Genomic DNA, 19,282 nt, shown 5'->3' with positions numbered 1-19,282 from the left:
GGAGCGCTCGCGTTCCCGCTCGTGTCCGTCAGCGGGCTGCCGCCGGCCTCATCCCGACGGAGATCGACCTGGCAGGCTGCTTCCTGCAGTGAACCCGGCGGGGGCGGCGATGCTACTAACTTCCCGATGAAGGGGACCGATCCGGACGCGCGCGTCCTGGCCCGGGTGTCCGACGGCGACACCCGGGCGCTGACCGAGCTGTACGAGCGATTCGGCGAGCCGCTGTTCGCGTTCCTGTTCCGGCTGGCCGGGGACAGGGGGACGGCCGAGGAGATCCTGCAGGACACGCTGCTGGCCGTGTGGCGCTCCGCGGGGACGTTCCAGGGCCGGTCGAGCGTGAGCACGTGGCTGTTCGGGGTCGCGCGCAGGCAGGCGCACAACCGGCTGCGGAACGCGCCGCCGCCGGCCGCCGCGGAGCCGTACGAGCGGGCCGATCAGCTGCCCGGACCGGAGGAACTGGCCGTGGGCGGCGGCTGGCTGCAGTCGGCGCTGGCGCGGCTGCCGCTGGCGCAGCGGGAGGTGGTCGTGCTGCATTTCGTGGAGGATCTGGCGCTTCAGGACATCGCCGAGGTCCTGGGGATCCCCGTGGGCACGGTGAAGAGCCGGTTGCGGCTGGCTCGGGCGAAACTCAGGGAGTGTCTCCATGAACAACCGGCCTGAGCGGGAAGGGATCCCGGCGCCGCCGCCGGCGGATCAGCTCATCCCGGCGGTGCTGGCCGCGTCCGCGGCGGAGGGCGGGCTCGGTGACGTGCGGGCGCATGTGGTGCCCGCGCCGCGGCGGGCGTGGCAGTTGCTGGTGATGGAGGCGCGGCTGCTGCATCCGGGGGTGTGGGCGGCCTCGCTCCTGGTGATGGCGGTGTGCGTGGCGTCCTCCATGGTGTGGTGGGCGGTTCCGGAGGCCGTGCTGGGGCTGGGCGCGCCGCTGATGGCGGGGCTGGGCGTGGCGGGGCTCTACGGGCCGGAGCGTGATCGCGCGTTCGAGGTGGTGGCCGTCACGCCGACCTCGCCGCGTGTGGTGCTGCTCGCACGGGTCACACTGGTGTTCGGGTACGACCTGGTGCTGGCGTTGCTGGCCTCGGGCTTGCTGGCAGTGGCGGGGCGGTCGCCGGCGGGTGTGGTGGCGCTGGTCACGACCTGGCTGGGGCCGATGGCGCTGCTGGCGGCGGTGAGCCTGCTGCTGTCGGTGTGCTGGCATCCGGGTGGGGCGATCGGGGTGGCGCTGGCGGCGTGGAGCGTGCCTGCGCTGGCGCTCACCGATGTGCCTGTTCCGGATGGGTATCTGGTCATCTGGTGGAGCGGGCCGTGGACGATCGGGCTGGCCGTGGCGCTGGCGGGGGCGGCCATCGCGCTCGCGGGCCGCGTCGAGCCTATGAGGCGCCGCCATGCCGGTCACTGACGTGCATGCGGTGAACCTGGGCGGCGGGGCGGCGCTACTCACCGTCGTGAAACCTGTTGATCTGTGGCGGCACGAGGCGCGGCGGGCGGGGCTGCCCGCCCTGCTCGGCCCTCCGGCGCTGGCCGCCTTCACCCTGCTCCTCGCCGTGTCCGGAGCCTGGCTCGGCTCGCGTGAGGAGAACACCCGCTGGTTCGTGATGTGCGCGCTGGAGAGGGGCGTGCCATTGCTGGCGGGCGTGGTCGCGGCCACGCTGCCGGGCCGCGACGCGGTGACCGAGCTGCGGCTGGCCATCCCACACGGCCACCGTGCGGCGCTGCTGCGCCGGCTGGCCGTGGCGCTCGGCTGCGGGGCGCTGTGCGCGCTGGCCGTCTCGGTGGCGCTGATGGCGAGCGGCTGGTGGAGGTTCGAGTACGGCGGGGCGGCCGGGCAGCTCGTGTGGCTGGCGCCGGCGCTGTGGCTGGCGGCGCTCGGGTTCTTCGGCGCCGTGGCGCTGCGCGGCACCGCGGCGGCCACGGCGCTGGTGGCGTTCGTGTGGACGGGGGAGCAGCTGTTCGGCGGCGGCCTGGCGGACAACCCGGCGTACCGCGTGCTGCACCTGTTTGCCACCACCTCATGGGAAAGCGACGGCTGGCCGCTCAACCGCTTGTTCCTGCTGCTCACCGCCCTGCCGCCGGCGGTGGGGGCGTGGCTGCTGCTCGGGAATGCCGAGCGCGTCCTGCGAGGCGAGGCTGAATGATCGCCGCCCTGCGCTATGAGTTCGTCATGCAGGTCCGCCGCCCGTCGCTGTGGATCGTGTACGCACTGGTCTTCGCCGTGCTCGTGGCCACCCTGCCGTTCGGGACGCTGGACCTGAACGCGTATGACGGGGCGGTCGCCAGGCAGGCGATGTCGGTCGCGGCGCAGATCCTCGTGAGCCTGCTGCCCATCGTGTACGGCTCCCTGCTGGCTGACCGGCCGCTGCGAGACCGGGTGCTGCGTGTGGAGCCGCTCCTGGACGCCACCCCGTCCGGCCGCACCGCGAGGCTGATCGGGAAGTGGGCGGGGGCGTGCGCGGCCACCGCCGTGCCGTTCGCGATCGCCTACTTCGGGCGGGCGCTGCTGTACGCGATCGTCGAAGGGCAGCCGTCGGCACTCGGGTGGGCGGCGCTGACCTTCCTGGCCTCTGTCCTGCCGGGGCTGGTGTTCATAGGGGCGCTGGCGTTCGCGGGGCCGTTGCTGCTGCCGCCGATGATGTTCCGCGTGCTGTTCGTGGCCTACTGGTTCTGGGGCAACCTGATCCCGGCGACCATGATGCCCACGCTGTCGCACACGATCTTCTCGGCGACCGGTGAGTACGTCAGGTACGGCATCATCGCCCCGTACCCGATCGACTACGGGCCCGATCCGGCGGCCGTGCTCGACTTCCTGCGCCCCGATCACACCCCGGCGACCGCCGGGCTGTGGATCGGCGTGATGATCGTGCTGGCCGCGGCCGTGCTGTCCCTGGTCCGTCTCCATGCGTCCAGAAGCGAGGACTGACATGCGTATCGACGTTTCCGGCCTGACCAAGACCTTCAAGGGCGGCACGCGTGCCCTGGACGAGCTGAGCCTGGTGGTGCCGACCGGCATGTACGGCCTGCTGGGCTCCAACGGCGCGGGCAAGACCACGCTCATGCGGATCCTGTCCGGGCTGCTGCGGCCGACCGCGGGCCGGGTGATGATCGGCGGCCACGACGTGGCGACGGCGGAGGGGCGGCTGGCGGTGCAGCGGGTGCTCGGCTACCTGCCGCAGGACCTGGGGGTCTACCCGGATCTGAGCGCCCGGCGCTTCCTGGACTACATCGCGTTGCTGAAGGGCCTGCACTCCAGGTCGGCGCGGCGGCGCAGGATCAGCGAGTTGCTTGAGCTGGTGGGACTGCCGGAGGTGGCGGATCGCAAGCTGAAGGGGTTCTCCGGGGGCATGCTGCGGCGGGTGGGCATCGCGCAGGCGCTGCTGGCCGATCCGCGGCTGCTGATCGTGGACGAGCCGACGACGGGGCTGGACCCGGAGGAGCGGATCCGGTTCCGCATGCTGCTGTCGCAGCTGGCCGGCGACCGTACGGTGCTGCTGAGCACGCACATCGTGGACGACGTGGCGCAGACGTGCCAGATGCTGGCGGTGCTGGCCAAGGGGCGGCTGGCGTTCCAGGGGACGGTGCGGGAGCTGGTCTCGCATGCCGACCGGCGGGTGTGGACGGTGACCACGGCGGGCGCGGCGCCGGCCGCGGGGCGGGTGGTGTCGGCGCTGCCGGAGGGGGCGGGGATGCGTTACCGGGTGGTGGCGGCGGCGCCGCCGGATCCGGGCGCGCGGCCGGCCGAGCCCACGCTGGAGGACGGCTACCTGGCGCTCATGGACGGCTGAAACAGGAGCGCGCGCCCCGCGTGGGGCGCGCGCTCCTTCCGGCTGCGGGGGCTCAGCCGGCGTACTGGGGGTAGCCGTAGCCGACGACCTGCGCCGTCGGCCGGACGCGCTCTTCGACGCGGCCGTTGCCGGTGTTGCCCTCGATGGTGGTGATGGTGCCGTCCTGGTTGTCCTTCTCGACGAACCCGACGTGCTGGATGTCCTTGATGTTCTTGCTGCCCTTCCAGGAGAAGAACACGATGGCGCCGGGCTTGGGGACGGTGCCGAAGCGGTTGTTGGCGGCGAACCATTTGGCGTGGGCGACGGTCCAGGCGTCCCAGCCGACCTGCGGGCGGGCGCCGGTGTGCTCGCCGACCCAGGAGACGAACATCGCGCACCAGGGGGCGTTCAGGTACTCGGTGCGGGTGCCGCCGTCGCGGGCGAGGGTCTCGGCGGCTCGCTGCGAGTTGGCGTACCACTGCTGGTACGGGGTGCCGCCGCCGGCGGCGTTCTCGGTGGTGCCGACCTGGGACTTGGCCAGGGCCAGGACCTGGGAGGCGGTGACGTTGACCCGGACTTGTCCGCGCTTGGCGGAGTCGGCTTCGGGGCGGTCGTTGACCGTGGTGACCGGATGCCCGGCCTTGATGGTGGCGGCGTACGCCGTGGCGGTGTGAGCGCCCAAGGCTGAGACGACGACGGCTGCGCAGAGGGCGGCGTGAGCGAAGTAGATCTTTGGGGCAGCGGAAATGGGGTGCTTGGCCATCGAGGGGGTTACTCCTTGCTTCCATACCGCTTACCGGGTTAGCTGACGGGTTCGGACGTGGAAGCTGCCCTACGGCACCGAAGTGCCGATTCACCCCAAAGGACGTGGGTCCCCGGTTCCGCCCTCAGGCGGATTCAGCGGTCACAGGTGGATCCTGTGATCTCGTACGCGATGGTCGGACATCTCCGGATAAACCGGACATGTGCTGCGGAATGCCCCATAAGGTAATGCATAAGACAAGTGGATTACAACTACATAAAACGCCAGCTAGGCGAGTTGCCGGCGGGCGTCGGCCAGAAGGCCCATCATGGCAAGGGATTCGTCAAGCGGCATGATCGAACTTTCGGTCCTGCCTTCGGCCGTCGCGGCGCGGACCTCGCGAAGCTCCCCGGCGTACCCGTTGTCGGCCGGATCGAGCAGATGCTCTTCCGGCTCCATGGAGGGCCCGGTCAGGACGATCCGCTGCGGCGCCCAGAACGGCGCCTGGATGTCCGCCCGCATCCCCGTCCCCACCACGCAGGCCTGGTTCGGGTGGTTCCCGAGCAATGAGGTCTCCACGAGGGCGTGCCTGCCGCCGGGGTAGAGCAGCACGCCGGCGGCCTCGGCGTCCACGCCGTTCGGCGCCAGCGAGCCGGTGACGCGCATGCCGGAGGGCATGCCGAGCAGCAGCTGGGCCAGCCCGAACGGGTAGATCCCCAGGTCGAGCAGGGCCCCGCCGCCCAGCTCCGGCGCCCACAGCCGATGCGCGGGATCATAGGGCAGGGTGAAGCCGAAGGACGCCTGCACCGAGCGGATCTCCCCGAAGCGGGGATCGGCGGCGATCTTCTGGATGAGGGGGTTGAACCTCATCCACATGGCCTCCATCAGGAAGACGCCCGCCTCACGCGCCAGCCGGACCATCTTCTCGGCGTCGTCGACGGTCGCCGCGAGCGGCTTCTCGCACAGCACGGCCTTGCCGGCGGCGATGGCGGCCTCGGCGACCTGCAGGTGCTGGGCGTGCGGCGTCGCCACGTAGATCGCGTCCACGGCCGGATCGGCGCACAGCCGCTCGTAGGAGTCGTAGGCCGACTCCGCGCCCAGCGTCGCGGCCAGGGCCTGCGCCCGGCCGAGGTTCCTGGACCCGACGGCGGCCACCCGCATCCCGGGCTCGGCCACGATGGCCGCCCCCACGGTACGCGCGATGCCGCCGGTCGCCGCTATGCCCCAAGTAAAGTCCCGCACAAGGGCAGATCGTACTCAGGTCATGCTGAACGTGTCGGGGTCGGGTCCTATCCGCCGGTTGCGGTTCATCGCGCCGATCGCGGCCATGTCCTCGGCGTCGAGGAGGAAGTCGAACACGTCGATGTTCTCGGCGATGCGCGACGGGGTCGCGGACTTGGGGATGACGACGTTGCCGAGCTGCAGGTGCCAGCGCAGCACGATCTGGGCGGGCGTCTTGCCGTACTTCCCCGACAGCACGGCCAGCGCCGGGTCGGCCAGCAGCCCCTTGCCCCGGCCGAGCGGGCTCCACGCCTCGGTCAGGATGCCGTTGGCCTCGTGGAAGGCGCGCATCTCGCGCTGCTGCAGGTACGGGTGCAACTCGATCTGGTTGATCGACGGCCTGATGCCGGTCTCGTCCATCAGCCGCGTCAGGGTCCCGGCGGTGAAGTTGGAGGTGCCGATGGCCTTGGCCCGCCCGTCACGGTAGATCTTTTCGAGGGCCTTCCACGCCTGGACGTACTTGTCCTGCTTCGGGACCGGCCAGTGGATGAGGAAGAGATCGACGTAGTCGAGGCCCAGCCGGGCCAGGCTCTCGTCGAAGGCCTGCTCGGCGCGGTGGTGGTCGGAGTTCCAGAGCTTCGTGGTGACGAACAGCTTGTGGCGCGGCAGTCCGCTGCCGCGCACGGCCCGGCCGACGCCCTCCTCGTTGCCGTAGGCGGCGGCGGTGTCGACGTGCCGGTAGCCGGCCTCCAAGGCGATCGTCACGGCCTGCTCGGCCTGGTCGCCCGGGATCTGCCAGACGCCGAACCCGAGCTGCGGGATCTGCACGCCGTCGGTGTTGAGCAAGAGCGAATTCATGCCCTCCATTGTTCACGCACCGTTTCTGGCGGCTTAAGTCGGCCGGGCTAGCTTGAAGCGGTCGTGAACGGGCCATCACCCGGCTGGGAGGGCAACGAGTGGTCGAACAGGCGTCGGCCTGGGTGGAGTCCCCGCTCCAGATGCTGTGCGCCGTCGAGGCCCATCATGCCGGGCTGCTCGGTCCCGCCACGGTCGTCGTGCCGCGGGCGGGGCTGCGACCGTTGAAGGCCACACGCCGGGAGCTGGGCTCTCTTGAGCTGCCCGCCGGCCTGGAGCTGGGCGAGCCGCGCGAGCGCATGCCCAGGCGCGTGCAGGCCGTGGGCGACGCCTTCTCCGGCAAGGTGCAGCTGCGCTGGCTCATCTCCAACCCCGGCCGCATCGTCGTCGTCGACGACGGGCTCGCCACGATCCAGCTGCTGGAGCTGCTGGCCGCGGGGCCGTTCCGGCCGCTGCTGCGGGCCCGTGCGAAGCCCTCTGCGCTGCGCGCCGCGCTCGGCCTGGCGGCCGCGCTGCGGCTGCGCCTGAGCAAGGTCTCGGTCTTCACCGCGCTGAGCGTCGGCAAGGACCTGGAGGAAGCGGTCCGCCGGGCGGGCGTCGATCTGGTCCGCCACGACTTCGCCTGGCTGCGTTCCCAGCCGCCCAGCGCCGAGGGCCCCGCCGAGCGCACGGTCGTCCTGGGCACCTCGCTCGTCAGGAACGGCCTGGTGCACCGCGACCACTACCTGCGCTGGCTGACGGACCTGGCCTCGCAGGAGCCGGTCGCGTACTACCCGCACCGCCGCGAGGACCCGGTGGACGTGGCGCTGATCCGGGCGCGGCCCGGCATCACCGTGCACGACGCGGGCGCGCCCGCCGAGCTGACGCTGCGCGGCCTGGACCCGAGCCAGCGCGTGCTCAGCCTCCCTTCGACGGCGATCACCTCGCTGCGGGTGCTGCTCAGCCCGCGCGGTGTCGCCGTCGAGCCCGTGGACGTTCCCGATGACTGGTGGACCAGCAGGGCGGCGCCCGCCCTGCGCTCGCATCTGACTGGAGTGTCCGGTTGAAAGTGTTGGCGGTCGCCGACTCCGACTCGTACCTGAAGTGGGCGGCCTGCCTGCTCGCCGACCTGCCCGAGGGCTGTGAGACGGAGCTGGTCGTGGTGCGCACGCCCATCGCGCCCTCGCCCGAGCAGATCGCCGCCGCCGTGGGCGACCGGGAGCCGCCGCCGGTGGTGTCGGCCCGGTCGGTACGGCGCGCGGCCGAGCGTACGCGGCCCGACGTGATCCTCGTGGCCTGCACAGGCCCGGTCGTCGACGTGCTGGTGGCCGAGGTGTTCGCGGGGCTGCGGCCGCGGCCGGTGTTCGTCAGCGGGCTGCCGGGCATCTCGGTGCCGGCGACGGAGAAGGCGTGGCTGTTCCGCAGCGGCTGCGACCTGTTCGTCGTGCACAGCGAGCGCGAGGTGGCCGAGTTCTCCGCGATCGCCGACCGGCTCGGCGGGGGAGGGGCGGTGGGCCTGGCCCGGCTTCCGTTCCTGCGTCCCGGGGCGCTCGCCCAGGGCGGGAACCGGGTCGTGTTCGCCACCCAGGCCAAGGTGCCGCGCCAGCGCGAGGAGCGTGAGCGGATCCTGCTGGCGCTGGCCGAGCTGGCCGCGCAGCGCCCCGGACTGGACGTGGTGGTCAAGTTGCGGGCGCTGGAGGACGAGCGGCAGACGCACAACGAGCGCCACCACTACCAGCGGCTGTGGCGGGAGATGGGCGAGCCGGGACGGCTGTCGTTCGCCGCCGGGCCGATGCACGACCAGCTCGCGCGGGCGGCCGGGTTCGTCACGGTCAGCTCGACGGCGGCGCTGGAGGCCATCGCGATGAACGTGCCGTCGCTGGTGCTGAGCGACTTCGGCGTGAACGCCGACATGATCAACCTGGTGTTCGAGGGCAGCGACCTGGTGGGCACCCTCGACGACCTGGCCGCCGGTGACTTCCGCACGGCCTCGGCCGTCTGGTGCGCGGCGAACTACTTCCACCCGGCCGAGCGCGACGACTGGGCGGGGCTGCTGACCGCGCTGGTGATCTCGCGGCCGCGGGTGCCCGCGAAGTCGCTGCTGGACGGGCCCGAGCACGCGGCCGCGCGGCGCCGGGCCAGGCTGCGGGTGGAGGTGCCGCCCACGATGCTGCGGGCCGGCTTCAAGGCCAAGCGGCGCATGCGCCGCTACCTGAAAGCGCTCAACTGAGGCGCGTCAGGGCCCTCAGGTGAAAACCGAGGGCCCTGACGCGGGTGATCAGATCGCCGACCTGATCTTCCTGCGCAGCCGTGTCAGCGCGGTGGGCCTGGCCACCAGGCCCAGCGTCTCCAGGCGCTTGCGCTTGAAGTAGCGGGCGTCGAACTCGAGGGCCGCCGGCCGCAGGTCGGGATAGGTCTCGGCCTGCATGCAGTAGCCCACAGCGCGCACCAGCGCCGGCAGGTCCACGCCCGGAGGCTGCTCGATGCGGCCGTCCGGCGACAGCCTCGGCAGCAGCGCGTCCACGATCGTGACCGGGATCCGGTTGCTGTTCTCGTACGGCGAGAGCCGGTCGAGCACCAGCCGCGTGCCGTAGGAGGCGACCGGCAGCCCGAAATACCGCTGCGCGGTCACCAGGCCGGTGGAGAAGCAGCCCACGACCAGCTCGGGCCGCAGCGCGGCGAAGCACACCTCGGCCGGCACGCTCTCCCCGGCCACCGCCAGGCGCACCCCCAGGGGCTCGGCGGCGGCCCGCATCAGCTGGGCGTGCCGGCGCCCGGCGGCCGGATGCGGCTTGAACACGATGCTCTTGTAGCCGCGGGCGGCCAGCGCCTTCAGCATCGTCTCGTGCAGCTCCGCCTCCTCCTCCGGCGTGACGATATCCAGCGCCGACAGGTACTGGCCGAGGATGATGGCCTGGCCGGGCAGCATGTCGGGAGCGGTGGAGGTGACCTCGGCCACGATCTCCAGGAAGCGCTCGCCGGGCAGGATCTCGGGGGCGACGCCGTACTCGCTGAGCAGCAGCGGCGTCAGGCCCGGCACCAGGTCCAGGTGGATCAGCCGGCCGATGCGGCGGAAGATCTCGGCGGGCAGCGGGTCGCGGGTCGGGCCGTAGCTCATCAGCCCGTCGGAGTAGACCGTGATCGGGCAGTCGCGCACCAGGCCCGCGATCGTGCGCGCGGGCGGCACCGCGATCGACTCCAGCACCAGCTCCTCGACGCCGTCCAGCCCCAGGTGGGAGCGGACGAGGCGCTCCATCATCGGCACCTCGATGACGCGCGCCCGCCAGTCCGACGGGTGCAGCGGCGCGATGAGCTCGTTCCAGGAGTAGACCTCGTCGAAGCGTGAGCGCAGCACCGCGAAGCCGGGCGTCTGGTCGAGCGGCAGCGCCACCTCCGGGATGGCCGCGTTGTTCGACACGATGAGCACGCGCCGCCCGTCGCCGAAACGGCCGTCGTCGATCGCGGCGGCCAGCGACATCGCCCCGAACAGCGTCGAGGCGTAGAACACCTTCACTATGGCTCCTCCCGGTCACGGCGGACCCGGACGTGCGGGCTGGGGGGCAGGTCGGGCACCAGGGTCCGCAGCGTGGCCTCGCGTTCGGCGGACATCCGCGCCACCGACTCGGACACCAGGTCCGGGGGCAGCCCGCGCACCATCTGCGCGCCGCGCTCCTCGAAGCGGGCGCGCAGCGCGGGCGTGAACCGGCCGCCGATCTCCAGGTGGTGGGCCAGCAGCGCGCAGAAGTTGCGCACCGCCTTGGGCATGAACTCCGGCTCCAGGTCCTTGAACACCAGCTGGAAGGCGTCGAAGAAGTGCAGTTGCCGCTCGTCGCCGACCTGCGTCAGCGACCCGGCCACCATCCGGCGGTAGAACACCCCGGCCAGTGACACCACGGCGAACGTGGCGGCCTCCCGGTGCAGCCGCCAGATCCACGGCCGGTCCTCGGCGGTGTGCAGGGAGCCGGGGAAGTACAGCAGGTCGCGCAGGGAGCGGCGGTAGATCCCGGCCCAGGCGTACGGGTAGTCCACCATGGTCCGCACGTTCGCCGGCAGGATCGCCTGGCGCGGGTCGAGCACCGTGTCCCTGCGCGCCGCCGGGGCCCGGTGCACCACCCGCTTGCGGCCCTCGACCTGCACGTGGTCCACCCGGACGAAGTCGCAGCCGAGCCCGTCGATGGCGGCGACGAGCCGGGCCAGGTAGCCGGGAGCGAGCCAGTCGTCGCCGTCCATGAACGTGACGTACGTCCCGGAGGCAGCCGACAGGCCCGTGTTGCGCGCGTCCGCGAGCCCCACGGGCTCGGGATTGCGCAACACGGTCAGACCGGGCAGGTCGCGTCGGAAGTCGTCGATGATGTCTCCCGTGGCGTCCACGGATCCGTCATCGACGACGATGAACTCGAAGTCGTGCCGCGCGTTGCGGCAGAGCGAGGTGAGCGCGTCGGCGATGAAACGCTCGCCGTCACGAATCGGCACGACGACCGAGAGGGTGATCAAGGGTTCGTTCTCCTGGTGGTGACGGTCAGACGGTCGCCCGGCGCAGGCGGGCCTTGGGGGCCTCCTCGCCGGGGAAGACGCGCTTGACGCCGTCGCCCATGGCCTGCTCGATGATCCGGATGTCGCGCACGAGGTGTTCGAGCCCGGCCGGCTCCAGCGAGGCGGCGTGGTCGGAGCCCCACATCGTCCGGTCCAGGGTGATGTGCCGCTCCACGCACACCGCGCCGAGCGTGACCGCGGCCAGGGAGATCTGCAGGCCCCGCTCGTGGCCCGAATAGCCCACCGGTACGCCGTAGCGGTCCTTGAGCGTGGTGATCGTGCGCAGGTTCGCCTCCTCGGGAGGCAGCGGGTAGGTGGACGTCGCGTGCATCATGATCAGCTTCTCGGTGCCGAGGATCTCCACGGCCGCGTCGATCTCCGACAGCGTGGACATGCCGGTCGACAGGATGATCGGCTTGCCGGTCGCGGCCAGGACGCGCAGCAGCTCGTGGTCGGCGACGCTCGCCGAGGCCACCTTGTGCACCAGGACGTCCATCTCCTCCAGGAACTCGACGGAGGGCACGTCCCACGGGGAGGCGAACCAGTGCAGGCCGCGCTCGTCGCAGTATTTCGCGATCTGCCGGTACTCGTCGTGGCCGAACTCGGTCCGCTCCTTGTACTCCAGGTACGTCATCTCGCCCCACGGCGTCTGCCTGATCTGGCCCTTCTGCTCCTCGGGCACGCAGATCGCCGGGGTGCGCTTCTGGAACTTGACCGCCTGGCACCCCGCGTCCGCGGCCACGTCGATGAGCCGCCGGGCGATGTCGAGGTCGCCGTTGTGGTTGATGCCGATCTCGCCGATCACGTAGACGGGCTCGCTGTCGCCGACCAGCACGTCGCCGATCGCGACGGGGCCCAGCCTGGGCCGGGTCCTGGTCTCCGCGGCGGGCGCCTCGGGGCGGGCGGCCACGACGCGGTCGCACAGCTCGCGCACGGCGCCGGACCCGCCCGGCCTGGTCAGCACCACCCGGGCGGCGGCGCGCACCCGCGGGTGGGCGTCGGGGGTGGCGATCGGCCAGCCCACCTCGGCCATCGGGCCCAGGTCGTTGACGTCGTTGCCGACGTAGGCCACGCGGGCCGGGTCGAGGCCCTCGATGCGCAACCAGTCGCGCAGCACCGTGCGCTTCTCGGTCAGGCCCTGCAGCACGGGCACGCCCAGCTTGCGGGCGCGGGCGGCCACGACCGGGTTGTGCTCGGTCGACATGATCAAGATCTTGACGCCGGAGCGGCGCAGCAGCGACACGCCCATCCCGTCCGAGCGGCTGACCAGCACCATCTCGCGCCCGTCGGAGTCGACGTAGGCGCGGTCGTCGGTGTGCACGCCGTCGAAGTCGGTGATCACGGCGTCGACGTCGATCGGCTCCGGCGCGTCCAGGAACGGGGCGAGCGCGCGTACCAGCTCCAGGTCCTCGGGGTTGTCCACCTCGATGGCGTGCTGCGGCGGCACCTGCTGCACGGCGGTCTTGCCGAAGAAGCGGTGGCCGTGCGCGCGCAGCCCGGAGGTGCGCATGACGTAGAAGGCGCCGTTCTCGCGGAACTGGGGGTCGCGGTCCTGCCGGCGCGGCCGGACGGCGGGGTCGTGGTTGACGCCGGCGCCCGTGGCCGTCCACAGGAACTCGTGCGTGGGCAGCCCCGACACCACCGAGTCGGCCTCGCCGTCGAGCACCTTGCGCACGGCCGCGGACAGGTCGTCGGGGTCGATGAACGCGCTCGTGCACTGCACGAGCACGACCACTTCGGGGTCCTCGCCGAGCGTGTCGAGCGCGTGCAGCACCGCCGACTCGCTGGAGGCGGTGGCGCCGGCGAGCTCCTCGGGCCGGTCGACGACGAGCGCGCCGGCCTCGCGGGCGGTCTCGGCGATCTCGGCGTGGTCGGTGCTGACCACGACCTGATCCACGAGCTCGGCACGCAGGCACGCCCGCACCGCGCGGGTGACCAGCGGGACGCCCCCGACCAGGGCGAGGTTCTTCAGGGGTACGCCCGCCGAACCTCCGCGGGCGGGAACTACGGCCAGGACTCGCAAGGTGTCTCCTCAGTGCATCGGATTGCACCCAGAAGCTAAGGGTCCGGATTGAACGGCCAGCGTCACCATCATTAACTTTCCATGGGGATCCGGTAGAGCAACTCTGGCCGACCCACCCCGCCGTACTGCGGGATGCGGGCCGCCATACCGAGCTCCACCAGGTGTTCCAGGTATCGGCGGGCCGTCACGCGGGACACTCCTATCGCATCCGCCACGGCCTGGGCGGCCATGCCCTCCGGTCGCTCCCGCAGCTTGGCGGCGACGGCGTCGAGGGTGTCCCTGGACATGCCTTTCGGCAGCTCCGAGCTGCCTCTGAGGGTGCCGAGGACGCGGTCCACGTCGCCCTGGCCGACGGCGACGCCCGCTTCCTCCTTGAACCTCGCATAACGGGTCAGCTTCTCGAGCAGTGTCGCGAACGTGAACGGCTTGAGCAGGTACTGGGAGATGCCCAGCGACACGGCCGAGCGGACCATGGCCAGGTCGCGGGCGGAGGTGACGGCGATGATGTCGCACATCAGGCCGCCGGCGCGGACGGCGCGGCACACCTCCAGGCCGTGCATGTCCGGCAGGTACAGGTCGAGCAGGATGAGGTCCACGGGCCTCTTGCGCAGGAAGCGCAGCGCCTCGCCGCCGGAGCGGGCCACCCCGGCCACCTCGAACCCGGGCACCCGCTCCACGTAGATGCGGTTGGCCTCGGCGGTTATCTCCTCGTCCTCGACGACCAGCACCGAGATCATCGCCCCGCCCCCGCTCCGGGTCCCGGCTCGGCCCTCGTGCCCGCGTCCGGCTGGGTCCCCGCGCCCGGCTCGGCCCACGCTCCCGACGACGGCTCGGCGCTCGCACCTGGCGCGCGCCCAGGTTGCGGCCCGGGACCCGGTGCGGGGCGTGGCTCGGGCCGCGGCGCCGCATCTGGGCCTGATCCGGGCGGCGGTGTCAGGGCCGGGCGCGGCGCGGGCGGCGGCTGGTTCGGGTCCGGGGCGGGTGGTGACGTCCGGTTCGGGTCGGGGGTGCAGCGGGGTGGTGGGAGCGGGAGCCGGACGGTGAACGCCGAGCCAGCCACGTCGATGGTGCCGCGCAGCCGCCGCACCGCCTGCCCCACCAGCGCCAGCCCGAGGCCGTGCCCGTCGCCCTTGGTGGTCCAGCCCTTGGAGAAGGCCGCGGGATCGGTCAGCCCGGGACCGTTGTCGGCCACCCTGATCAGGACTTCCTCCTCGTCGGAGCGTACGTGCACCTCCACCCGGGTGGCCGCGTCGATGGCGTTGTCGACCAGGTTGCCCACGATCGTGACCAGCTCGCGCGGGTCGAGCCCCAGGTCGTCGAGCTTGCTGTCCGGGCTGATCAGCAGCTCGCGGCCGCGCTCGGCCGCCTCCGCGCTCTTGCCCAGCAGCAGCGCCGCGAGCACCGGTTCGCGTACCGAGCCCACCACCCGGTCGGTCAGGTCCTGCGCCGCCCGCAGCTCGGCGGTGCCGAGCGCGATGGCCTGCTCGGTACGGCCCAGCTCCACCAGCGTGATGACGGTGTGCAGCCGGTTGGCGGCCTCGTGCGCGGCCGAGCGCAGCGTGTCGGCGAAGCCGCGCTCGGCGTCGAGCTGGCCGGTCAGCGCCTGCAGCTCGGTGTGGTCCCGTACGGTGACGACCGTACCGAGCCTGCTGGCCGCGCTGTTCACCGCCAGGAGCCGGTCGCCGACCAGGTGGACGCGCTCCTCGTCGGCCGCCAGTACGTCGGCGAGCCCCAGCTCGTCCAGGTGCCGCCCCTCGGCGTCACCGGGGAGGCCGAGCAGCAGCCGGGCGGCGTCGTTGCACAGCGTCAGCGTGCCGTCCCTGCCGACGAGCAGCAGCCCCTCCCTGACGGCGTGCAGGACCGCGTCGTGGTGGTCGTGGATGCGGCCCAGCTCCACCGGGCCGAGCCCGTGGGTCTGGCGGCGCAGCCGCGCGGTGACCAGCCACGTGCCGGCGGCGCCCAGGCCGAGGGCGAGCGCCACGAAGAGCGCGCCCACGGCATACTGGTCGCGCAGCCACGCGCTGATCCTGTCGATCCTGATGCCGGCGCTGACCAGCGCGACCACCCGGCCGCCCGACATGACGGGCGTGACGGCCCGCTGGGACGGGCCGAGCGTGCCGGTGTAGGTCTCGGTGAACGTCCGGCCCGCCAGCGCCGGACCGGTGTTGCCGCGGAAGCGCTTGCCGATCTCCGCCGGGTTCGGGTGGGTGTAGCGGGTGCCGTCCGGCTTCATGATCGTGACGAAGTCGACGCCGGAGGCCGCGCGGACCCGCTCCGCGTACGGCTGCAGCCGCGCCGTGGGGTCCGGGCGGTCCAGGGCCTCCAGCACGTAGGGTGAGGCGGCCACGCTCACCGCCACGCCCCTGGCCGTGTTGGCGGCCTCCTGGTTGAGCAGCTCGTGCGCCTGCACCAGGGCGAGCGCGGCGCCGCCGGTGGCCGTGACCAGGACCACGAGCAGTTGCAGGACCAGCATCTGCCCCGCCAGGCTCCAGCGCCGCATGGTGAACCTTCTTCGTGAACGAAACTTACTCAATGGTGACTTGGGTCACTTGTGCAGCGCATAGTCGCACAACCAGAAGTTCCTTCGAAACCGCTGGAGAACCCCCCTATGCGCGATCGCACTCGCTACCTTTACCTCGCCGTCATCGCGGCGGTCCTGCTCGGGATCGTGGTCGGATTCATCTGGCCGGACGTCGGGAAGGAACTCAAACCTCTCGGCACCGGCTTCGTGTCGCTGATCAAAATGGTGATCGGGCCGATCATCTTCTGCACGATCGTGCTCGGCATCGGCTCGGTCAGACAGGCGGCCAAGGTCGGCAAGGTCGGCGGCCTGGCACTCGGTTACTTCCTGGTCATGTCCACAGTAGCCCTGCTCATCGGCCTGGTGGTCGGCAACGTCATCCACCCGGGCGCCGGGCTCCAGCTCACGGAGACCGCCAAGCAGGCGGCCGCGACGGAGGCGGCCAAGGGCGCCGGGAGCAGCACGGTCGACTTCCTGCTCGGCATCATCCCCGACACGCTGGTGTCGGCGCTGACCGCGGGATCGGTGCTGCAGGCGCTGCTCGTGGCGCTGCTGTCCGGGTTCGCGATCCAGGCCATGGGCGCCAAGGGCGCGCCGCTCCTGCGGGGTGTGGAGCACTTCCAGCGGCTCGTCTTCCGCGTCCTCGCCATGATCATGTGGGTGGCACCGGTGGGGGCGTTCGGTGCGATCGCGGCCGTGGTGGGCGCCACCGGGATCGAGGCGCTCAAGAGCCTGGGGATCATCATGGTCGCCTTCTACATCACCTGCCTGGTGTTCGTCGGCGCGGTGCTCGGCCCGATGCTGTGGCTGATCGCCCGGATCAACCTGTGGTCGCTGCTGCGCTACCTGGGCCGGGAGTTCCTGCTGATCCTCTCCACGTCGTCCTCGGAGACGGCGCTGCCCAGGCTCATCGCCAAGATGGAGCACCTGGGCGTCAGCAAGACCGTCGCGGGCATCACCGTGCCGACCGGCTACTCCTTCAACCTCGACGGCACCGCCATCTACCTCACGATGGCCACGCTGTTCATCGCCTCGGCGACCGGCTCGCCGCTGGAGTTCGGCGAGCAGGTGGCACTGCTGCTGTTCATGATGGTCGCGTCCAAGGGCGCGGCGGGCGTGACCGGCGCCGGTCTCGCCACACTGGCCGGCGGCCTGCAGGCGCACCGGCCCGATCTGGTCGACGGCGTGGGCCTCATCGTGGGCATCGACCGGTTCATGTCCGAGGCGAGGGCGCTGACGAACTTCGCCGGCAACGCCGTGGCCACCGTGCTCATCGGCACCTGGACGGGCGAGTTCGACCGGGAGCGCGCGGGCCAGGTGCTGGCCGGGCAGGCGCCGTTCGACGAGGCGACGCTGCTGGACGAGGACGAGCAGCCGGAGCCCGAGCCCGGCGACAGGGCGATGTCGCCCGTCTAGGAGGGGAGCTTCCGGCCGATGCCGGCGTAACCCATGCGGGCCATCTCCTCGTCGAGGAAGATCGGCTGGTTGGGGTCGGCGAACGGCCACACCAGCTCCTGCGCCATCCCGTTGGCCAGGCCCGGCGGGATGAGCTCGAAGTCACCGAAGAAGGCCGCGATCTCCTTGCCGGGTCGCGGCCTGAACGGCATGTTGGCCCGCTGGTAGAACTCGCTCACCCGGGCCGTCAGCTCCGAGTGGTGGTCGCTGCCCACGTGGGTGATGGCCAGATAGCTGCCCGGCGCCATCGCCTCGCGGTAGGCGGCCACGAAACCCTGCGGGTCGTCCTCGTCGGGAATCAGGTGCAGCAGGAACATCATGAGCACGGCGATCGGCCGGTCGAAGTCCAGCAGGTTGCGTACGTCCGGGTCGTTGAGGATCTCCTCCGGCCGGCGTGCGTCGCCCAGCACCATGGCCACCCGGTTCGGGTCGGCCAGCATCGCCCTGCCGTGTGCGGCCACCACCGGGTCGTTGTCCACGTAGACCACGCGGGCCTCGGGGTTGTGCCGGTGGGCGACCTCGTGCACGTTCTCCTGCGCGGGAAGGCCGGAGCCCAGGTCGAGGAACTGCGTGATTCCCTGCTCGCACAGGTAGCGCACCACCCGGCCGATCAGGGCCCGGTTCTCCCGTGTGCCGTCGCGGGTCTCCGGCAGCACGCTCAGCACCAGTTCGGCCAGTTCCCGGTCGGCCTGGAAGTTGTCCTTGCCGCCCAGGAAGTAGTCGTACATGCGCGCCGCGTTGGGAATGTGCGGGTCAACGCCCTGCGGCACTTCTTCTGTCATGGCTCCATGATCCACGACATGGGTGCCCGAATTCTACTGATTCGCGCTAAACGGCGGGAAGTCGCAGGACGAAGCGCGCGCCGCCCGGGCGGTCCTCCACGGTGATCTGGCCGTGGTGCGCCATCGCCACGTCCCGGGCGATGGCCAGGCCGAGGCCCGTGCCGCCGGCGTCGCGGCTGCGGGCGGCGTCCAGACGGGTGAAGCGCTCGAAGATGCGCTCGCGGTCCTCCTCGGCGATCTCCACGCCGTCGTTCTCGACCGACAGCACGGCCGTGCCGTCCTCCCTGGCGACCGTGACCTCCACGAAGTGCTCGGCATGCCGCTCGGCGTTGTCGAGCAGGTTCGTCAGCACCCTGGCGAGCTGGAGGCGTACGCCGTCGACCGTCACCCCTTCGGCGAGGTCGGCGGTCACGGGGATCTTGTCGCTGCGGGTGCCGAGCTCCTGGCGGACCAGCTCGGCGAGGTCCACCCGCTCCTTGGCCGCGTCCACCCGGGAGCCGATCCTGGCCAGCAGGAGCAGGTCCGTGATGATGGCCTCCAGGCGGTCGGTGTCGCGCAGGGCGCTGTGCACCAGCGTCTCGAGGTCGGTGTCCTCCGGGTAGAGCTGGGCGCTCTCGAGCTGGGCGCGCAGCCCCGCGATCGGGGTCCGCAGCTCGTGCGAGGCGTCGGAGGCGAACTGGCGCTGCTGCTCGGCCGAGCGCTCCAGCCGGGCCAGCGTGCCGTTGATGGACTTGGCGAGCTGGGCCACCTCGTCCTCGCTCGGCGGCTGCGTGACGCGGCTGCTGAGGTCGCCGGTGTGCACCGCGTCCAGCTCCGCCCGCATGGTCGCGACCGGCCGCAGGGCTCGCCCGGTGACCAGCCACGTGGCCCAGCCGGCCAGCGCGACGAGCACGGCGATCTCGGCGAACACGACGGCCTCGAGGATGCGCGTGGCCAGCAGTTCGGGCGTCCTGCGGCCCGCGTAGACGACGGGCGAGTCGGCGAACATCGTCACCCTGACCGCCGACAGGTGCACGCACTCGGTCGGCAGGCAGTTGGTGGTGCTGACGATCCGGTGCTCGATCGTGGGGTGCACGTTGCTGAGCGGCGGCAGGTTCCTGGCCGCGTCACTCGTGGCCAGGACGCGCCCATTGGACCCGACGACCTGGATCAGGTCGACCGACGGGTTCGGCACGGGGATGGCGGCGCCCATGGGGAGGGTGCCCCCGCGCATCTCGTACGCCACGCGCTCGGCCGTGTCTCTGGTGTCGTTGAACACGCTGGCCTCGACCAGTGACCGCGACACGGCGACCCCGCCGATGCCCACCGGGATCAGCACGAGGGCGGCCACGGCCGTCGCGATGAGGGTGACGCGTCCCCGTAGGGATCTCGCCCACAGGGCTGACACCCACCGAGGCTACCGAGCGTGTTTACTGG

General features: G+C 71.7%; 18 protein-coding genes and 1 riboswitch. Of the genes, 8 read left to right on the top strand and 10 right to left on the bottom strand.

Annotated elements, in window-relative coordinates:
- Nucleotides 1–126: 126 nt before the first annotated feature.
- The 5 genes from ACTMTI_RS17340 to ACTMTI_RS17320 are packed head-to-tail and all read left to right on the top strand — an operon-like array spanning nucleotide 127 to nucleotide 3,776.
- On the top strand, nucleotides 127–660 hold the full coding sequence (locus ACTMTI_RS17340) for an RNA polymerase sigma factor (RefSeq protein ID WP_441121385.1): 534 nt from the start codon (nucleotides 127–129) through the stop codon (nucleotides 658–660).
- Nucleotides 644–1,396 carry a hypothetical protein gene (locus tag ACTMTI_RS17335; protein ID WP_441121384.1) on the top strand — a complete coding sequence of 251 codons (753 nt, stop codon included), beginning with the start codon at nucleotides 644–646 and terminating at the stop codon, nucleotides 1,394–1,396. Before ACTMTI_RS17340 ends, ACTMTI_RS17335 begins: the two co-directional genes overlap by 17 nt.
- Nucleotides 1,383–2,132 carry a hypothetical protein gene (locus ACTMTI_RS17330; RefSeq protein WP_441121383.1) on the top strand — a complete coding sequence of 250 codons (750 nt, stop codon included), beginning with the start codon at nucleotides 1,383–1,385 and terminating at the stop codon, nucleotides 2,130–2,132. The genes ACTMTI_RS17335 and ACTMTI_RS17330 overlap by 14 nt, the downstream gene beginning before the upstream one ends.
- A complete protein-coding gene (locus ACTMTI_RS17325; RefSeq protein ID WP_441121382.1) occupies nucleotides 2,129–2,914 on the top strand; it encodes a hypothetical protein in 786 nt (261 codons plus the stop codon). Before ACTMTI_RS17330 ends, ACTMTI_RS17325 begins: the two co-directional genes overlap by 4 nt.
- A gap of 1 nt (nucleotide 2,915) precedes the next feature.
- The gene (locus ACTMTI_RS17320; RefSeq protein WP_441121381.1) at nucleotides 2,916–3,776 is read left to right on the top strand and encodes an ABC transporter ATP-binding protein; all 861 of its coding nucleotides are present in this window, start codon (nucleotides 2,916–2,918) and stop codon (nucleotides 3,774–3,776) included.
- Nucleotides 3,777–3,828: 52 nt separating this feature from the next.
- Here ACTMTI_RS17320 and ACTMTI_RS17315 read toward each other — a convergent pair whose 3' ends face one another.
- The 3 genes from ACTMTI_RS17315 to ACTMTI_RS17305 all read right to left on the bottom strand — a co-directional run bounded on the left by ACTMTI_RS17315 (nucleotide 3,829) and on the right by ACTMTI_RS17305 (nucleotide 6,576).
- Nucleotides 3,829–4,518, bottom strand: coding sequence for a CHAP domain-containing protein (locus ACTMTI_RS17315; protein WP_441121380.1), 690 nt, complete (start codon nucleotides 4,516–4,518; stop codon nucleotides 3,829–3,831).
- Between the two features lie 12 nt (nucleotides 4,519–4,530).
- A riboswitch (cyclic di-AMP (ydaO/yuaA leader) is annotated at nucleotides 4,531–4,668 on the bottom strand.
- A gap of 117 nt (nucleotides 4,669–4,785) precedes the next feature.
- Complete coding sequence (locus tag ACTMTI_RS17310; protein ID WP_441121379.1) at nucleotides 4,786–5,739, bottom strand: Gfo/Idh/MocA family protein; 954 nt, start codon at nucleotides 5,737–5,739, stop codon at nucleotides 4,786–4,788.
- Between the two features lie 15 nt (nucleotides 5,740–5,754).
- A complete protein-coding gene (locus ACTMTI_RS17305; RefSeq protein ID WP_441121378.1) occupies nucleotides 5,755–6,576 on the bottom strand; it encodes an aldo/keto reductase in 822 nt (273 codons plus the stop codon).
- Nucleotides 6,577–6,674: 98 nt separating this feature from the next.
- Here ACTMTI_RS17305 and ACTMTI_RS17300 point away from each other — a divergent pair, with 98 nt between their 5' ends.
- Nucleotides 6,675–7,619, top strand: a complete 945-nt coding sequence (locus ACTMTI_RS17300; protein ID WP_441121377.1) for a hypothetical protein — start codon at nucleotides 6,675–6,677, stop codon at nucleotides 7,617–7,619.
- A 2-nt stretch (nucleotides 7,620–7,621) separates the two neighbouring features.
- Nucleotides 7,622–8,782, top strand: coding sequence for a DUF6716 putative glycosyltransferase (locus tag ACTMTI_RS17295; protein ID WP_441121643.1), 1,161 nt, complete (start codon nucleotides 7,622–7,624; stop codon nucleotides 8,780–8,782).
- A 48-nt stretch (nucleotides 8,783–8,830) separates the two neighbouring features.
- Here ACTMTI_RS17295 and ACTMTI_RS17290 read toward each other — a convergent pair whose 3' ends face one another.
- From ACTMTI_RS17290 to ACTMTI_RS17270, 5 genes are all read right to left on the bottom strand, one after another.
- Nucleotides 8,831–10,066, bottom strand: coding sequence for a polysialyltransferase family glycosyltransferase (locus ACTMTI_RS17290; protein WP_441121376.1), 1,236 nt, complete (start codon nucleotides 10,064–10,066; stop codon nucleotides 8,831–8,833).
- Nucleotides 10,066–11,046, bottom strand: a complete 981-nt coding sequence (locus ACTMTI_RS17285) for a glycosyltransferase family 2 protein (protein WP_441121375.1) — start codon at nucleotides 11,044–11,046, stop codon at nucleotides 10,066–10,068. The genes ACTMTI_RS17290 and ACTMTI_RS17285 overlap by 1 nt, the downstream gene beginning before the upstream one ends.
- Nucleotides 11,047–11,071: 25 nt before the next feature.
- A complete protein-coding gene (locus tag ACTMTI_RS17280; RefSeq protein WP_441121374.1) occupies nucleotides 11,072–13,108 on the bottom strand; it encodes an N-acetylneuraminate synthase family protein in 2,037 nt (678 codons plus the stop codon).
- Between the two features lie 71 nt (nucleotides 13,109–13,179).
- Nucleotides 13,180–13,845: a response regulator gene (locus ACTMTI_RS17275; RefSeq protein WP_441121373.1), complete on the bottom strand. Its 666-nt coding sequence runs from the start codon at nucleotides 13,843–13,845 to the stop codon at nucleotides 13,180–13,182.
- Complete coding sequence (locus tag ACTMTI_RS17270; protein WP_441121372.1) at nucleotides 13,842–15,608, bottom strand: sensor histidine kinase; 1,767 nt, start codon at nucleotides 15,606–15,608, stop codon at nucleotides 13,842–13,844. Before ACTMTI_RS17270 ends, ACTMTI_RS17275 begins: the two co-directional genes overlap by 4 nt.
- A gap of 108 nt (nucleotides 15,609–15,716) precedes the next feature.
- On the opposite strand from ACTMTI_RS17270, the gene ACTMTI_RS17265 reads away from it, so the two are divergent.
- Nucleotides 15,717–17,045, top strand: coding sequence for a cation:dicarboxylate symporter family transporter (locus ACTMTI_RS17265; RefSeq protein WP_441121371.1), 1,329 nt, complete (start codon nucleotides 15,717–15,719; stop codon nucleotides 17,043–17,045).
- On the opposite strand, the gene ACTMTI_RS17260 is transcribed toward ACTMTI_RS17265, so the two are convergent.
- Nucleotides 17,042–17,866, bottom strand: coding sequence for an SAM-dependent methyltransferase (locus ACTMTI_RS17260; RefSeq protein WP_441121370.1), 825 nt, complete (start codon nucleotides 17,864–17,866; stop codon nucleotides 17,042–17,044). The two genes, ACTMTI_RS17265 and ACTMTI_RS17260, sit on opposite strands and share 4 nt — an antisense overlap.
- A 46-nt stretch (nucleotides 17,867–17,912) precedes the next feature.
- Nucleotides 17,913–19,253, bottom strand: a complete 1,341-nt coding sequence (locus ACTMTI_RS17255; protein ID WP_441121369.1) for a sensor histidine kinase — start codon at nucleotides 19,251–19,253, stop codon at nucleotides 17,913–17,915.
- Nucleotides 19,254–19,282 lie beyond the last annotated feature (29 nt).

It is taken from the genome of Nonomuraea sp. H19, from assembly GCF_052068215.1.
Classification (GTDB): Bacteria; Actinomycetota; Actinomycetes; order Streptosporangiales; family Streptosporangiaceae; genus Nonomuraea.
This window is presented reverse-complemented; position numbering and strand designations above follow the sequence as displayed.